Below are 16,728 nucleotides of genomic sequence, written 5' to 3' on the forward strand. Positions count from 1 at the left end.
GTTGGTGGGACTTGGGGTGGTGGGTGGGGTGATGGTGGTGACGGCGTGGGTGCGCGGGGGTCGCGGTGTGCCGAGATCCTAACGCCCTTGCTTGAGTACACTGAATGCGCCGAATACGGCCAGTGGTAGCGCGACATCGAGCGTCCAGAAAATCGACATCGGTCGCTCGCCAGATACAGCGCCGGGCTTCGCGATTCGCACGCCGCCGCAAGCCACGAACGCGTACTCCGGAGTCTCGCGCACGAAGAGTTGGAAGGTCCAGCCGTTCGTCGCGCTTTCGATGTAGCGCCGGCCCGCAGCGGTGTCGGGGCCAGCCGAATTCTGTGTTTCCCAATGGAAACGCGTGGGGCTGACGGCATAATCGTGGTATGCGACCTGATCACGAAAGCCGTCAGACTTGTCGAGCGTCACGAACAGCACCTCAACCTTGCTGTCCGGCAATCGCACGACGCCCTCTCGCGACGCGGGTCGCTTGGTTGCCGTGTGGACGCCGATGGCGGTGAGTATCTCGCGTCGCTGATAGCGGGCATGGAGCACGAGCGGAACATCCTCGAATCCGAGGATGGGGCGTGGCGCAATGCGGCTTCGGGATTCGAGCACGTCGGTTAGTTCGCCAAGTTCGAGCAATACGTTCGGCTCTGTAGTCAGCTTCTGGGCGAAGTCTGCAAACGAGAGCGTGCCCGTGTGCTCTACTTGATACGTGAGCATTTGCGCACGCACGGCGTCGGTTCCGCCGGACGCCGTGTAGGTACCTCCAGACTCCGCGACGTTGCGGATAAGCTTGATCTGAGCAGGATCATCGACGTGCAACAAGTGTCGTAGCGAGCGCGATGTGAGGGCTTCGATCTCCCCGCCTTCGTCTCGCGGAAGCAGGCCAGCCGCACGCCGCAACGACGTCCAGCCGCTCGGGCGCGCCTCGCGGTAGATCTCGAATAGCTCGATGTCTTGATCATGCAGGAAATCGGCAAGTCGCACGGACAGTCGACCGGTCACAGCGGCGTAGCTTTGCAACTCGGAACGAAGTCGCGTCCAACTCTGCTGCGCGACGGATCGCAGATTCTCGAGGACGCGGTCGCGGGCCTGTGCGTCAAGGTGAATGTGACAACCACTCGGCAGCGTCGAAAAGCCATCCTCGACACCCTTCAAGACTTCTCGGCGGCTTAAGCCGGTCACTGACGAGATCAACCGATCGAAACGGAAATCTGATCGATGTCGCCCAACGAAGTCGAGCACGAGGCAGCTGCTTTTATTGTCAGCGAGTCGAAGGCCTCGTCCGAGCTGCTGTTGAAAGACCAGGGCGCTCTGCGTGGGTCGCAGGAAGAGCAGGGTGTCGACATTTGGAATGTCGACACCTTCGTTGTACAAGTCGACCGTAATGATCGCGCAGATCTCGCCACGCGCGAGCTTCTGTGGAGCCTCCCTCCGTTCGAGCTCAGTAGACCCACCCGTGAGGCATTCCACCGGTAGATTCGCCTTTTCAAACTGCTCCGTCATGAAGCGCGCATGGTTTACGGATACGCAGAAGACGATGGCTCTACTGTTCCGAGCATTACCGGACAGTCGGTTCCACTCGTTGAGCACCATGCGAGCGCGCACATGATTGCCGGTGAGCAGTTGATCCAGCGCGGCGGTCTCTCCTGTGCTATTCCACGGGACCTCGGAAAAGTCCGTCTCGTCGTTGCATCCGAAATACTCAAACGGTGAGAGCAACTGAAGGTCCAGCGCCTGCCAAAGCCGGAGCTCGGCCGCCGGCGCACCATCCGGTCGCGAATCAAAGTAGGTTGCGATCGGCACTCCGTCGGTTCGCTCAGGAGTGGCGGTGAGACCAAGCAGGACTTTCGGCTGTACGCTGCGCGCGAGCGCATCGAACTGTGGTGCCGCGATCCGATGACATTCGTCGATCACAACGGTGTGCCAGTGCGTCGCGCCAAAGCGTTCAACAATACGCTGCGAGGTCAGGCTCTGGATGCTGGCGAACAGATGATCGAACGATTCCGGCTGATGCCCCCCAACGAGGAGCGACCCGAAGCTGTAGTCGCGAAGCACGGCGCGATACGTCTGCAGCGCTTGCGACAGCAGCTCCTCTCGGTGCGCCACAAAGAGCAGACGCGGTCGAGAACCCGTAGCTGCTACCTGTGCTTTATAATCGAGCGCGGCCATGATGGTTTTTCCGGTGCCGGTGGCCGCGACGAGAAGGTTGCGGGTTCGACCGTGCTCCCGCTCAAAGGCGAGCTGCTCGAGGATGTCTGCCTGATACTGTTTCGGGGAAATGTCGAACAGTACGGATACTCCGCTGTCCGACTGCGATGACTCTTTTGACAGGGCACGGGCCAGCGTTCGCGAGCACTCCACATCGTTCGGGTCGTATCTGGTGAACTCGTTGTCCTCCCAGAGGGTCTCGAAGTGCGCCTTCGCGCGAGCGTAGATCACGCGCTGCGTGTGCTCAGTGAGTTTGACGGTCCATTCCAGCCCGCCGAGCAGCGCCGCGCCAGATAGATTCGCGCTGCCGATGTAAGCCGCACCGAAGCCCGTTGCACGGTGAAAGATCCACGCCTTCGCATGCAGCCGCGTGCGTCGCCCGTCGAGTGAGATCCTCACGTCACAGCCGGTGAGACGCGCCAGCATATCCAGCGCCGCTTGCTCGGTCGCTCCCATGTAGGTCGTAGTCAGTACGCGGATGCGCGTTCGCCCCACGCCACTCGCATTCGGTGCCGTGGCTCGTTGCAGCACATCCATCAGCTTGCGCACACCAGACACCGTGATGAAGCTGACCAGAATGTCGATCTGGTCGCAATCAGCGGCCTCGCGTTGGATTTCGTGGTACAACGACGGCGACGCTTTTGCGGCCGTGAACAGCCACGGGGCCGCCAGTCCCGTCTCCGGCAGTCGTGCGGCTTCGCCTCCGGCGCGAATGGCGCGAAGTCGTCGTGCTGGCTGCTGTGGCAGCGTGATCGCATCGCGTTGGTCCACACTCACTGTACTTCGAAGGTGCGTGAGTACGCCGTTCACGAGCTCGAGCTGCTTGAGCAGGGAGTTCTGCGGGTCGGTCGTGAACGACTCGAGCAGACGCGAGAGTGTGCTGGCCATCAGGTCGAGCAGCGGGCCTGTCGCGTCTCCATCGAGGAGTTTGTCGACCTGTGCGTCGCTGCCCAATCCTTGCAGGCGCTCCGCCAACGTATCGGTGATGAGTTGATCGTACAGGCCAATCGGCAAGCTCATTCAACGTGTCCGAGAAAGCTCACGAAGCGGTCGTCGCTCGGTGCGAGTGCGTAGGCCGCCAGTTCCGGCGTAGACGCCCAGGCGATTGCCGCATGCTCAAGGCAGACAGGGTGGCCGTGAATTTCGACAGGCATAAATACGATCAAATAGGGTGAGTTGGGATCCGACGCCGAAAAAAGCGCGTCTCCAACGGCAGTCACTTGAACGCCGAGTTCCTCAGCGAGCTCCCTGGTGATCGCGTGCTGGTCCGACTCGCCGTCTTTACATTTGCCGCCCGGGAATTCCCAGAGTCCGCCGTGGCGCTTGTGGGCCGGACGCCGGCACACGAGGAACCGGTCGCCATCTCGTACGACGGCAGCAATTACGCGAATGAGGTGGTCAGGCATTTCCCCGAAGCTGCGTTGCGAAGCCGGGCAGCGCCAGGAGCGAATCGCTCCTGGCGCTGCCTACTTCGTCCCTACTGCGTCACTCCCATCAAGTACTTCGCGTACCAGCCCACGTACCGGTCATACCGGTCCTTCACGAAACTTGGCCGCGTGATGCCGTGGAACTGTCCGGGATACACGATCATCTGACTGGGCACGCCCAGTGACTTGAGCGCCTGATACATTTGCTCGCCGCCGGCGATGGGCACATTGAAGTCTTTCTCGCCGCCAAGGAACATTGTTGGCGTGGTGATGCGGTCGGCGTGCCAGAAGGGATACGACAACTTCTCCCACAGCTTCGGATTCTTCCACGGCGCGCCAAGTTCGTTTTCGTACTGGTAGATGTACTGATCGCTGCCGTACATGGTGGTTTGCAGTGCACTGCCGGCACCACTCGTGGCCGCCTTGAAGCGCGTGGTGGTGGCGATGGTGTAGTCCGTGAGAATGCCGCCGTAGCTCCAGCCGCCAATCCCCATGCGCGTGGTGTCCACGACGCCCATGCCGATCACGTGATCCACGCCGGCCATCAGATCCTGCACTTCCTTGTTGCCCCAGTCGGCGAAGATGGCCTTCTTCCACGCCTGGCCACGCCCCGAGCTGCCGCGATAGTTCACCGCCAACACGAGATAGCCGTTGGCCGCGAACAATTCACGCTCGAATGAGAACGCGTGCTGGTCCTGTCCGTTTGGCCCGCCGTGAATGCGCAGCATCAACGGATATTTCTTGCTGCCGTCAAATCCCGCCGGCTTCACCAATAGCGCCCCAACGGTGAGTCCGTCCCTATTTTTGAACTGCACATCCTCCGTAGTGCCAAGCGCCAGTGCGGTGAAGATCGAATCGTTCACATGCGTGAGCGCGCGTAGTGCGCCGTTCTCGAACGCGAACACTTCACCGGAGCGCGTCGCCGTCGCGCTGTTCACCACCAGGCGACCCGTGCTAGACGCATCGTATGACGTCACGGCGCGTCGGCCCTCGAGCAGGCGTGACACGGTCCCTCCACTCGCGGGCACCGTCGCGAGATGCACCGCGCGATCATCGCCGAGCAGAAAGCGCAGCGTCTTGCCGTCGGCACTCCACGACAGCGCACTCACATCGCGATCGAGCGAGGCGGCGACGAGCCGCGGCGATCCACCTCCACTCGGCATCACCGCGATCGTGTTCTGCGTGTACGCCGACAGCTGCGGCTCGCTCCCTTGCAGATAGGCGATGAACTTTCCATCGGGACTCCACATCGGGCTCGCATCGGGACCGCTCCACGTGGTGAGCTTGACCGGTGTGGCACCAGCTGCCGCGTCGACGACGTAGATGTCGGCGTTGTTCGTGCGATCGGGATCGGTGCCACTGCGCTCGCTTACAAACGCCAGTCGCTTGCCGTCAGGAGACCAACGGACTGACTGATCGTCGAAGTCGCCGGTGGTAACTGGCACCGACTTTTTCGTGGCGATATCGACGATATACACATGATCGCGCAGCCGATCGAGATAGCCGGTGTTGTCGCGCTTGAAGGCGTATCGATCGAGAACGATCGGCTTCGGATTCTTCGTCTTCAGCGAATCGGGCTTCGCGTCTTCGGGATCGGGGTCGTGCGAGACCACAGCCAGACGGGTGCCGTCGGGCGACCACTCGTACTCGCCCACACCGCCCTTGAGATCGGTGAGCCGCACCGCGTCGCCGCCGGCGCGATCGAGCAACCACACTTGTCCGCCCTTCGATTCATAGCGACCGGAGACGAAGCTCAGGTAGCGATTGTCCGGACTCCACCGAGGATTACTTTCGCCTTCCGGTGAACTCGTCATCCGAATGGTGCGGGTGCCCTCGTAATTCACCATCCACACATCACTGTCGCTCTTGTCCTTGGCCGAGTCGACGGTGGTGACGGTGTAGGCAATCCAGCCGCCGTCGGGCGAGAGACGACCGGCTCCGACCTCACGCATCCGATAGAGGTCGGAGCTGCGGACGGGGCGAGGGGATTGGGCAGGCGCGGTGTTGACGACGGCGGCGCAGGCGGCGAGAAGGGCGAGGAGGAGGCGAGGGCGCATGTCACCTTGTGAGAAAATGGGGACGTTAAACTGCAGGCTATGGGCCTTCGGCCTGGCTGTGGGCTCTCGGCTCCCAGGTCGAGGGCTGTGGGCTAACGGCTGTCAGCCATGGGCCGTGGGCCATGGGCCATGGGTGAAAACAGTGCGGTGACGGCGGCGGGCCACCGCGCAGGGCACATACCCATGGCCCATGGCGCATGGCCCACGGCAGACAGCCCACAGCCCTACGCCTTCAGAACGCGAGGAGCATATAACTCCATATCCCGTCCAAGTAACAACGTCGCCAAAACCAGTGTCGCGCTGATCCAGAACGGGCTCTGCATCCCGAACGTATCGAACGCAAATCCAAGCAGAATCGGGAATCCGACGCGCGTGATCCCGCCGTACGTTTGCTGAACGCCCATGTACAATCCGCGCTCCGATCCTGCGACTACGCGCGAGAGCATGGCGGTGACGCAGGGGAACGTGAACGCCGTGCCGAGTGGCAGCAACCCGACTGCTAGAGCCAGCGTGACGTAGTCATGCGAGAACGACAATCCCATCAGTCCGACTGCGAGAAAGACCACGCCGTAGCGGCTCAATCGTGCTTCGCCGAAGCGGTCCACGATCTTACCGAGGAACAGCGCGCGCACCACGACGCTCAGCACGCCGATGTACATGAAGAAGTAACCGATCGTATCGGCCGTGACACCGAACCGCGCGGCCAGGAAGAGCGCCAGAATCGCGGTGGTGCCCTGAAAGGCGCCGATCGCGATCGCGTATATCATCACCAGTCGCGACGCCGGCTCGCTCGGGTGTGTGAGCACCCGCAGCACGGCTTCTCGCGACCCCTTGCGCACCGGTTTCGAACCATCGGCGTTGTCGGCCACCGGGCGGCGGACTTCGGTGAGATACTTCGATGCGAACACGATGTTGATGAGGCACAATCCCGCGGCCACGAGGCCCGGCGTATGCGGTCCCCAATGTTGCACCCAGCTGCCGATGACGGGACCGAGTGCGACACCGGCATTGGTGGCGGCGGATAGCCAGCCGAGGCTTTTCGCCCGATCCTCTGGACGCGTCGCGTCGGCTACGTAGGCCTGAATAACACTCACCGTACCGCCGCCCGCACCCTGCACGATGCGCGACAGCAGCAGCAACCACAGTGAGTCGGCGTAGGCGAATACCACGTATGCGACGGCGCTCGACGCGAGCCCCACGATCAGCGCCGGACGACGACCATGTTTGTCGCTGAATCGTCCCCAGAGCGGTGCACTGAGCAACTGCGCCACGCTGAACGAACTGACCAGCAGCCCGACCACGAAGCCACCGGCCCCGAGCTCTTTGGCATAGAAGGGCAACAGCGGCAAAATCATCAACAGGCCAAGCATGTCGATGAACGCTGTTACCATCAACACCGCGAGCTTGCCAAACGCGGCTTGGCCGCCGTCGATCGGATGCTCGTCGGTCTGGGACACGGTCACTCAGTCTTCCCGAGCGCGGCGGGTGCGACGCTGCGTCCCACGACTCCGGCCAAGGCAACGATCGTCAGCACGTACGGGATCATCTCCACGAATTGGCTGGGAATGAGTTGCGAACCCTGTAGCTGAATCTGTAGCGTTTCCGCCCCGGCGAACAGGAGACAGGCCACGGCCACACGCACCGGTTCCCAGCGCCCGAAGATTACCGCAGCCAGCGCGATGAAGCCGCGCCCGGCGGTCATGCTGTCGGAGAACTGATGCTGATCGAGCGCGAGATAGGCACCGCCAAGACTCGCCAGCGAGCCCGCGATGAGCAGCCCCTGCAGACGCAATCGGGTGACGGCGACACCCAATGTGGCGGCCGCCTCAGGTTTTTCGCCCACGGCACGCGCGCGCAAGCCGAACGGCGTGCGATAGAGCACCCACGCCAGCACCGGCAGCGAGGCGAGTCCTATCCACACCACGGGATTCACGAAGCTCGCAAACATACCGCCGGTGCCCTCACCGCCGAAGCCCGGCACGCGCGGGGAATTGCTGGCGCTGTCGAAGATGCGCCGGAGATAGAACCGGGTCGTCGCGACCACGAGCAGGTTGATGGCCACACCGACGACCACCTGATTGGCCTTGTAGCGCAGCGTCGCGACGGCCAGCACCGCGGTAACCATCGCACCGGCCACGAGTGCACCGGCCAGTCCCGCCCACGGAGTGCCACCGTAATAGCTCCCGAGCGCCGCGCCGAACGCACCGGCCAGCATCATGCCTTCGAGGCCGAGCGCGATGATGCCCACGCGCTCCGACATCACGCCGCCGGCCGCCGCCAGCAGATAGGGAATCGCAATACGAATGGTTTGCAGCAGAAAGGTGAGCAGAATCATGACACCCCCTTCCGCGCGTCGCGGTAGAACGCGGCCGTCACGTTGGCCGCGGCCGCCCGCAGTTGCGTTTGCACTTCAGGCACCGCTGTCGCGACCGCGAGAATCACGACTGCTGTGAGAATGTCGGTAAGCTGCTTCGGCACGATCGCGTTCACCGCGAGCCCGCCCTGCGACAGCGTGGCAAACAACAGCGCGGCCGCGAGAATGCCGAACGGATGATTGCGCCCCACCAACGCGACCGCGATGCCCAGAAATCCGGCGCCACCGGCGAACCCTTCCTCGTAGTAGCCCTTGTAGCCGAGCACGAAGTTCATGCCGCCCAGCCCAGCCAAGGCGCCCGACAAACACATCGTGACCAGCAACACACGCGGCACGCGCACGCCGCCGTACTGCGCGGCGTCAGGCTGAAGTCCCACTGCGCGCAGTTCGTAACCGCTGCGGGTGCGGAACAGATACCACCAGCTCACCACCGCGGCGAGCACGGCAAACACAATGGTGAAGTTGGCGGCACTGCCACGGAACGCCGCAAAGCTGTCGGCGAAGCGCGGCACCATACCGGCCACGATCGGCGGCGTATGCAGTGTTTCCGGCACATGCAGCTTCGACGACACGATCCAGTTCAGCAACGCGAGCACGATGAAGTTGAGCATGATCGTCACGATCACTTCGCTCGCTCCGAACTTCGCGCGCAGCGCGCCCGGCACCGCGCCCACGCCGGCACCAACGAGCATGGCCGCCAGCAAGCAGAGCGGCACCGCGATCAACGCCGGCGTGCCCGAGGGGAGCAGTATGCCCAACAGCGCCGCGCCGAATCCACCGGCGGCGAGTTGTCCTTCGGCACCCACGTTGAACAGCCCAGCGCGAGCGGCGAGTGCAAACGCGAGACCAGTGCAGGCCAGCGTCGTGGTTTTGTACAACACCTGTCCGATGCCGTAGGCGTTGCCCCACGTGCCTTCGACCAGTAACCGAAACACGGTCGACGGCGCTTCACCGAAACTCAGGATGAGCAGATCGCCCACCACGGCGGCGATGGCCAATGCGACCAGCGGCGGCAGGAACCCGCCCGCCAGTCCGATCCCGGCGCGCGCTGGCAGCGCCGCCATCGCGCGTACTTCTCCCGTACTCTGCATTTCCCGCTGTTGCTCGCGCGGCGGCGTCGCTGGTCCGGTACTCATACCGCCGCTCCCGTCATGTAGGGACCTAGCTGCTCAGCGGTGCACTGCGCGGCCGGCAGGACGGTCACGAACCGTCCGCCGTACATCACCGCAATACGGTCGGAAAGAGCGAGCACTTCGGGCAGATCCGCGCTCACTAGCAAAATCCCCTTGCCCGCATCCCGCGCAAGCCGCAGCTGCGCGTGAATGAACTCGATGGCGCCGACGTCGACCCCGCGCGTAGGCTGGGCTGCCAACAGCACGGTGAACTCGCGTCCCATTTCACGAGCGATCACGATCTTCTGCTGATTGCCGCCGGACAACGCGCGCGCCGGCAGCGATGGCATGGCCGGACGGATGTCGAAGCGCCGCACCTGCTCGACGGCGTGCATCGCGATGCGCGCTGAATCGAGCGCACCGAACGATCCGAAATGATGCTGCCGACCGAGAATAAGATTGTCGGCGATGCTGTAGTCGAGAATCAGGCCGCGTCGATGCCGGTCTTCGGGAATGTGCGACAATCCGAGATCGGCTCGGTCACGTACCGAGCGCGGGCCGACGTCGTGTGACGACAGCTGCACGCTGCCCGATTGCAGGGCGCGCAATCCGGCAATCGCCTCCAGCAGTTCCGTCTGCCCGTTGCCTTCCACGCCGGCGATGCCGAGAATCTCGCCGGGCCGAATTTCGAAACTGAGGTCGTTCACCGCGCGAGTGCCACGGTCCGACATCACCGACACGTTCGTCACGCGCAGCACTGCGGCGGCCGACGGCGACGCGGCGGCCGGAGCGACCCAGGTGTCGGCGCCACTCTGGGCGTCGAGGTGCAGCTGGACGTCGCGTCCCACCATCGCGCGCGCGATGTCACGCGCTGTCGTGCCTTCGGTCGCGAAGCGCGAGATCGTCAGGCCGCCGCGCATCACGGTGATCGTGTCGGATACCGCGATCACTTCGTCGAGTTTGTGCGTAATCAGCACCACCGTGCCGCCGTCAGCCTTGAGCGCACGCAGCACGCTCCAGAGGTCGCGCACTTCGGGCGGTGAAAGTACCGCCGTGGGTTCGTCGAGAATGAGAATCTTTGCGCCACGATAGAGCGCTTTCAGAATCTCGACGCGCTGTGCTTCGCCGACCGACAGGTCGGCCACCTTCGCGTTGGCGTCAACGTGCAGGCCGCACTTCTTGCACAACGACTCCACTTCGACAACGGCGCGATGCAGATCCACCTGCAGGCCGTTGCGCGGCTCCATACCCAGAATGACGTTTTCGGCGACGGTGAGTGTGGGCACCAGCATGAAGTGCTGGTGCACCATCCCCACGCCGGCGGCGATCGCGTCCTGCGTCTTCCAGCCGGTCACGTCCTTGCCATTCACCAACACCGTTCCGGCATCGGGCGCATACATCCCGGCCAGCACGCGCATCAGCGTGCTCTTGCCCGCGCCATTTTCCCCCACGAGTGCATGGATCTCGCCCCGCGCCACGTCGAGGAATGCATCACGGTTGGCTACGACGGCGTCGAACGTCTTCACAACGCCCGTCATCCGGATGGCGGGTGTGCCCGATGCGCTCATGGTAAGCCCGTTTTGGGTCATCGCGTGCTGGGGACCTTGATCCGCCCGGCCACGATGTCGGCCGTGAGCGCATCGAGCCGCGCGCGCACGGCCTCAGGGATCAGCGACTTGTTGTTGGCGTCGTACACATAGCCGACGCCGTTCTCGGCGAGCCCGAACTGCTGAATGCCACCTATAAAGCTGCCCTCTTTCACCGCCTTCGCGACTTGAAAGACCGCCTCGTCGATGCCTTTCACCATCGAGGTGAGCACGTGGCCCGGCGCTTCGCTGTATTGATCGGCGTCCACCCCGATCGCCAACTTGCCCGTGGTACGGGCGGCTTCGAACACGCCGAGTCCGGTGGACCCCGAGGCGTGAAAGATCACGTTCACGCCCTGATTGTACATCGCTAGCGCCATCTCTTTGCCGCGCCCCGGATTGCGAAACGCTTCGGGCGTGACACCGGCGTAGTTCACGATCACGTCGCAATCGGGGCAGACATGCTTCACGCCGGCGCGGTAGCCCGCTTCGAACTTGTGGATGAGTGCGATGTCCATGCCGCCCACGAAGCCCACTTTTTTGGCATTCCCCACGAGGGCGGCGAGTGCCCCCACCAAGAACGAGCCCTGCTCCTCGCGAAACTTGAGCGCGACGAGGTTGGGCGGCATGGGCAGCGGATTGCCGGCGCTGTCGGTGGCCACGGCGTAATCCACGTCGGCGAAGCGGACGTTTGGGTACTCCTTGGCCAGCACGTTGATGTCGTCGGTGAAGATGAACCCGACCGCCACCACGAGATCCATACCTTCGGCGGCCAGCAGTCGCAGGCCGGCTTCGCGGTCGGAGCCTTCGCCCGGCTCGATGTAGCGCACGCGTGCGCCCAGCGCCTTCGTGGCACGGAGGCCACCTAAATACGCGCCGTCGTTGAACGACTTGTCGCCGCGACCGCCGACGTCGAAGACGATCCCGACATCCAGACCTTCGGAGGTGTCGGCGACCGTTGCCCCAGCGGGGTGAACGGTCAGGAGGGCGAGGTGGGCGAGGAGCAGTGCCCCGATGAGGTAGAGAGTCCGGCGCATGGTCCGGAAGCTTCGCCGCACGGCGTCGCTGCGGGAAGGGGCAAAGGCATTCGCTAATGCCGTGCGAATGCCTTGCGAAAGGAGGGCACTTCTTGAAAATCGATCAAATCCGAGATGATGGCGAGGCGAGGCGCTGCAATTGACGTCGCGCACCCTTCTGGAGGATCATGAGCCTCTTTTTTTGTGCGGCTTTTGTTGCGTGGGGGCTCTGGGCTCTCGGCTCCCAGGCTTTGGGCCGATGGCCCACGGCCCACGGCTGATGGCCGAGAGCTGTTAGCCAAAAGCCCCAGGCCTGGGAGCCGAGGGCCCACAGCCATTGCCCACAAAAGAGAGTCCAAGGCGGCGATCCCCCCAAATACGGGTCTTCTAGCGCACACCCGGAGCCGCCCTCCAAAGTCCATTCAGCATGTCGCTGGCAAACAGCCCGCTCGGCGACCAGTGCACTCCCCAGACGTGCACCGGCACCCCGCCGCTGCCGAGGTACGTGGCCCGCTGACGCGACATGCTGGTCAGGTTGCACCGCCCATCGACTGTCTTCTGGGTAGCCTGGCAGCTTCCCAGGTCACCGCGTACGTCGAGCACTCGCACACCGCCGTTGTAGTAGGCCGCGTAGGCCAAGCCCTGGGCCTCGTCCACGGAGAAGTTGTGTGTCCCGGCGCCGGGAACCGAATACACCGCCACCTCGACCGGCGAGGCGAGATTGCTGATGTCTACTACGTGCACGTCGCCCACGCTCGATGACCCGATCGACCCCGGCCCTTCCTGGCCGACCAGCAGATACTTCTTGTTCTGAGTCACGGGATCGTTTAACCACCATACGTTATGCACCTGACCGCCCACGGTGCGGGCTCGCCCCAGCAGGCGTGGCGCGGCCACCGAGCCGCCCTGCGCGCCGATATCCCAGATACCCACGCCGTCGGTCCATTCGGCGGTAAAGAGCAGGCCATCGCGCACGAACACATCGTGGATGAACGGGGTCCCCATCTGTTGGGACCATACGGTGCGCGGCGCGGAGGGCGTGCTGAGATCGAGCACCACCAGTCGTGCGGGAACGCCGTTGGCGGGATCGACCGAGCAGAAGGCGTACAGCACGCCGTTCACGCGGGCCAATTCGGCCGTGTGTACGCCGTACTGCAACTCACCGCCGGTGGTGCGCGTGATGAGCTGCGGGGCCCGTGGATTGGCCATCGAGTAGATCGCCACGCCCCCATTGGGATTCGCCTCGATCGCTACCAGCATGATGCTACCGTCGTCGGACACTTGCACGTCGCCGGTCGTCGTCGCGTTGGCCACGATCACGCTGTCCACTAACTGCGGCTGGTTGGCGCTCACATCCCATATCTTCACGGCGTTGCCACGGACGCCTGCGCGGTTGCCCCATGTGGAGGTGTAGGCGGTGGTGCCCCGCACCCAGACTTCGGCGGTGAACCGTTCAGCCACTGCGCCTTGGCCGAGGTGCGTGAGCACACTCGGCGAGGGCGTCACCGTGGAGGTGGTATCACGAGGCGGGGTGACCTGCGTCGGCGCGCTCTGAACGTCGCCGCCGCAGGCCACGATGCCCGCGAAGGACATCGCGAGTACAGTGTGGGCGAAACTCCGTCGAGACGGCGTCATGGGTGCGAGGGCGAGAGGTACAAGGAGGACGGACGGGTGCCGAGGGCCGGATGGTGCGGGAAATGCTGAGCCCTGCCAACCGCAGGGTATACCGCGGCCAGCAGGGCGACAACATGGAGCCGATGACGCACGTTCAGAGTGTGCGTCTTACTTGAGCGCCTTGTACCGGTAGCTCATGATGCCCACGCCGGTCACCTTCAGCGTCACCGACTTCGTCTCACCCTTCTTGATCGGGCCTACCGCTTCGGTGGCGGTCGCGACCACCGCGCCCGACAGATCAAGGAACTCGGCCGTGACCGAATACTGACCGTCCTTCGCCGCCACCTGCTCGAGGCCGAGGATCAGCGTTGCCACATCCTTCCGACGATCGAAGCTCGTGACGTCGACCTTCACCGGCAACGCTTCGGCATACGTCTGGAACTTCACCAACGAATCGGTCCACGCCTTCACTTCGATCGGCTTCTTGGCCGTTTGCGCGGCCTTGGCAAGGCCCTGCGACGCGTAGGCGAACAGCATCCAGCCATCGAAGTTGTTCGGGTCGAGTGCGACCAGCTTGCGCGTCGGCTCGAACATCATGGTGAACTGATCCTTCGCATAATGCGCCGCCGCCACGTTGCGCTGGGCATCGCGGTTGAACGGATTCTTGACCGTGGCCGCCTGGAACAGCTTGAGCGCATCGTCGGACTTGTTGGCCCGCGTCGCGATCACGCCGGCGGTCGTCAGCGCGAGGTCGGTGGCCGTAGCCTGCGTGAGCAGCGGCGTGTACACCGTCGGGATCAGCGCTGTATCCTTCGCCACGGTGAGCGCATCGGCCCACGACAGCAGCAGATTCGGCGCATCCGGGCTGTCCGGCGTCATCGTCAACAACGCCTTGAAGCCTTCTGCCGCCTCACGCGCCGCGGCCTGCTGCTCGGCGCCCGTCTTGGCCTGAGCATCTTCCAGCTGGCTCATCGACGAGTAGTACATGCTGCTCGACTTCAGGTCGCGGTACGTCGTGTCGTCGGCCGCATACCTGATCACGTGCTTCCAATGCATGATCGCGTTCGCGCGGTCCTTGCGTGCATTCGCGACGTTGGCGAGCACATAGTGCGGGTACGGGTTCGTCGCCGCCATCAGCATGGAGCGCTTGGCGAAGTACTCCGCCGAATCGAGCTTGCCGGCGTTGGACGCGTCGAGCGCGCCCTTGGTCGCCGCCAGCCACACTTCGTTCATGCGCATGGCCGTGATATCGGCCGCGCACGTGGGCACGGCCGCCACGATGGCCTTGTAGGCCACGTCCATGTTGACGAGGATGTCGTACGGCTCGGTCGGATTGGTGATGAAACCGAGTTCGCTCCGGGCCGGGGCATCGGTGAGGCCGGGCTCTACGCCCCAGATGGTGAGAGCCTGCACGAGCGACAGATTGTAACCGCCCGGATTCTTGGCGAAGCGCTCGGGCTTGGTGTCGAGTTCTTTGATGATGTCGCGCAGCACCTTCTTTCGGGCGTCCGGCGTCTGCGCGCTACGGGCATTCTGGAACTTGAGCGACATCAGCGCCAGTTCCTTGGGGCTATTCTGATCGATTTCACACGCTGGGGCGACGCCACCGCCAGGCTGCGCGTGAATGATCGACGGAACGAGAGGTGTTCCCGACAGCGACACGACGGTCGCGAGGCCGGCCATGAACGTCAAACGCATGACGTCTCCTGAAAGCGAAAAGAGCGGGAGAATGGGCCAGCAAGCCGGCCAGGGGTTCTGTTGGGGAGCCAGTGTCCTAACTTCAAACTACTATGACTCACCGGATCCGCACGCGGTTCCTTGTTATTGGCAGTGGAGTTGCAGGACTCCATGCTGCCTGGCGCGCTTCGGTTCATGGACCCGTGACGGTCCTCACCAAGCGCACCCTGTTCGACTCTGCGACGGCATATGCCCAGGGGGGCATCGCGGCCGCCTTAGGCGCTGGAGACTCGCCCGACCTGCACCGACAGGATACGCTTGCCGCGGGAGCAGCGCTGTGCGATGCCGAAGCGGTCCAGGTGCTGGTTGAGGAAGGTCCGGCCCGCGTGCGCGAACTGCAGGCCGCGGGCGCCCGCTTTGATCTCGATCCGAATGGCGAGTTCCAGCTCGGGAAAGAGGCCGCGCACTCACGTCATCGGATCGTACACGCCCAGGGAGACCAGACCGGCGCCGAAGTGGCCCGGACGCTGGTGGCCAAGGTTCGTGAGTCGCCGAACATTCAGGTGGTCGAGATGGCGCGGGTGCTCGACCTGCTGCTCCTTGAGGATGAAGATGGGGTCCAGTGTGCTGGCGTTCGGGCCAGTATCGCCGGACGGGCCGTCGAGATTGTGGCGGATGCCACGGTGCTCGCGACCGGCGGTTGCGGGCAGATCTTTCGGTACACCACGAACCCGCAGGTGGCCACCGGCGACGGCTTCGCCATCGCGCATCGGGCCGGTGCCCGATTGGCGGATATGGAGTTCGTGCAGTTTCACCCCACGGCGCTCGACACGCCGGAAAATCCACTGGCCCTGATATCGGAAGCAGTGCGCGGCGAAGGCGCGATCCTGCTGAATGGTCGGGGGCAGCGGTTCATGCCGAAGCGCCATCGCCTGGCTGAACTCGCCCCGCGCGATATCGTGGCCCGCGAAATCTTCCGCGAGCAACAGCAGTACGGCACCGTCTTTCTGGACGCTACCAAGCTCGGCGCCGAATTCGCGACCCGATTCCCCGGCATCCTCGCGATTTGCCGGGCCCGCGGCATCGATCCGGTGCACGAACCGGTCCCCGTGACCCCCGCCGCGCACTACATGATGGGTGGAGTGGTAACCGATTTGGCCGGTCGCTCCAGCATTGCGCGTCTCTATGCCGTGGGAGAGGTGGCGCGCACTGGCGTGCACGGCGCCAACCGACTGGCGTCCAACTCCCTGTTGGAAGGCCTGGTATTCGCCGAGCGGGTGGCCCGCGACATGGTGGAGACGCCGACCGACTTGGCGGTACCTGACCCCACGTCGTGGGAAGTGCCGTCGCTCGACGATCGTGGGGCCGCCCAAGTGGCGGCCGACGAGATTCGCGAACTCATGTGGACCTACGCATCGATCGCCCGTACTGCGCCGGGATTGCGTCGCTGTCTCTCCGCCTTGCAGCAAATCGGCGAACGACTACCTCCCGGTGCCACGGAAGAGCGGAACCTGCACACCACGGCAACGCTGGTGACGGAGGCCGCGCTCATGCGCAAGGAGTCGCGTGGAGGGCACTTCCGGAGCGATTTTCCAAAGACCCGCCGAAAGTGGCAGGGAAGGCATATCACGTGGTAACAGCGAAGTAGGGAGTACGGAGTACGAAG

At 63.8% G+C, this 16,728-nt stretch carries 11 protein-coding genes; 1 reads left to right on the forward strand and 10 read right to left on the reverse strand.

Annotation, left to right across the window (positions count from 1 at the left end; all coding sequences use genetic code 11):
- Positions 1–78 precede the first annotated feature (78 nt).
- The 10 genes from ACLL97_RS19010 to ACLL97_RS19055 all read right to left on the reverse strand — a co-directional run bounded on the left by ACLL97_RS19010 (position 79) and on the right by ACLL97_RS19055 (position 15,083).
- The gene (locus ACLL97_RS19010; protein ID WP_411282052.1) at positions 79–3,219 is read right to left on the reverse strand and encodes a DUF3427 domain-containing protein; all 3,141 of its coding nucleotides are present in this window, start codon (positions 3,217–3,219) and stop codon (positions 79–81) included.
- A complete protein-coding gene (locus ACLL97_RS19015) occupies positions 3,216–3,605 on the reverse strand; it encodes a (deoxy)nucleoside triphosphate pyrophosphohydrolase (RefSeq protein ID WP_411282053.1) in 390 nt (129 codons plus the stop codon). The genes ACLL97_RS19010 and ACLL97_RS19015 overlap by 4 nt, the downstream gene beginning before the upstream one ends.
- Before the next feature lie 71 nt (positions 3,606–3,676).
- Positions 3,677–5,683, reverse strand: a complete 2,007-nt coding sequence (locus ACLL97_RS19020) for a prolyl oligopeptidase family serine peptidase (RefSeq protein WP_411282054.1) — start codon at positions 5,681–5,683, stop codon at positions 3,677–3,679.
- Positions 5,684–5,907: 224 nt separating this feature from the next.
- Positions 5,908–7,146 carry an MFS transporter gene (locus ACLL97_RS19025; protein WP_411282055.1) on the reverse strand — a complete coding sequence of 413 codons (1,239 nt, stop codon included), beginning with the start codon at positions 7,144–7,146 and terminating at the stop codon, positions 5,908–5,910.
- A complete protein-coding gene (locus ACLL97_RS19030) occupies positions 7,143–8,018 on the reverse strand; it encodes an ABC transporter permease (protein WP_411282056.1) in 876 nt (291 codons plus the stop codon). Before ACLL97_RS19030 ends, ACLL97_RS19025 begins: the two co-directional genes overlap by 4 nt.
- On the reverse strand, positions 8,015–9,193 hold the full coding sequence (locus ACLL97_RS19035; RefSeq protein ID WP_411282057.1) for an ABC transporter permease: 1,179 nt from the start codon (positions 9,191–9,193) through the stop codon (positions 8,015–8,017). Before ACLL97_RS19035 ends, ACLL97_RS19030 begins: the two co-directional genes overlap by 4 nt.
- Positions 9,190–10,758 (reverse strand): ABC transporter ATP-binding protein, encoded by a 1,569-nt coding sequence (locus ACLL97_RS19040; RefSeq protein ID WP_411282058.1) that lies wholly within the window; start codon positions 10,756–10,758, stop codon positions 9,190–9,192. The genes ACLL97_RS19035 and ACLL97_RS19040 overlap by 4 nt, the downstream gene beginning before the upstream one ends.
- The gene (locus ACLL97_RS19045) at positions 10,755–11,792 is read right to left on the reverse strand and encodes a BMP family lipoprotein (protein WP_411282059.1); all 1,038 of its coding nucleotides are present in this window, start codon (positions 11,790–11,792) and stop codon (positions 10,755–10,757) included. Before ACLL97_RS19045 ends, ACLL97_RS19040 begins: the two co-directional genes overlap by 4 nt.
- A gap of 366 nt (positions 11,793–12,158) precedes the next feature.
- Positions 12,159–13,406, reverse strand: coding sequence for an LVIVD repeat-containing protein (locus ACLL97_RS19050; protein WP_411282060.1), 1,248 nt, complete (start codon positions 13,404–13,406; stop codon positions 12,159–12,161).
- A gap of 147 nt (positions 13,407–13,553) precedes the next feature.
- Positions 13,554–15,083 (reverse strand): hypothetical protein, encoded by a 1,530-nt coding sequence (locus ACLL97_RS19055; RefSeq protein WP_411282061.1) that lies wholly within the window; start codon positions 15,081–15,083, stop codon positions 13,554–13,556.
- A 92-nt stretch (positions 15,084–15,175) separates the two neighbouring features.
- Between ACLL97_RS19055 and ACLL97_RS19060 the strand changes: the two genes are divergently transcribed.
- The gene (locus ACLL97_RS19060) at positions 15,176–16,699 is read left to right on the forward strand and encodes an L-aspartate oxidase (protein WP_411282062.1); all 1,524 of its coding nucleotides are present in this window, start codon (positions 15,176–15,178) and stop codon (positions 16,697–16,699) included.
- Positions 16,700–16,728 lie beyond the last annotated feature (29 nt).

It is taken from the genome of Gemmatimonas sp. (assembly GCF_046594945.1).
In the GTDB taxonomy this organism is placed as follows: domain Bacteria; phylum Gemmatimonadota; class Gemmatimonadetes; order Gemmatimonadales; family Gemmatimonadaceae; genus Gemmatimonas.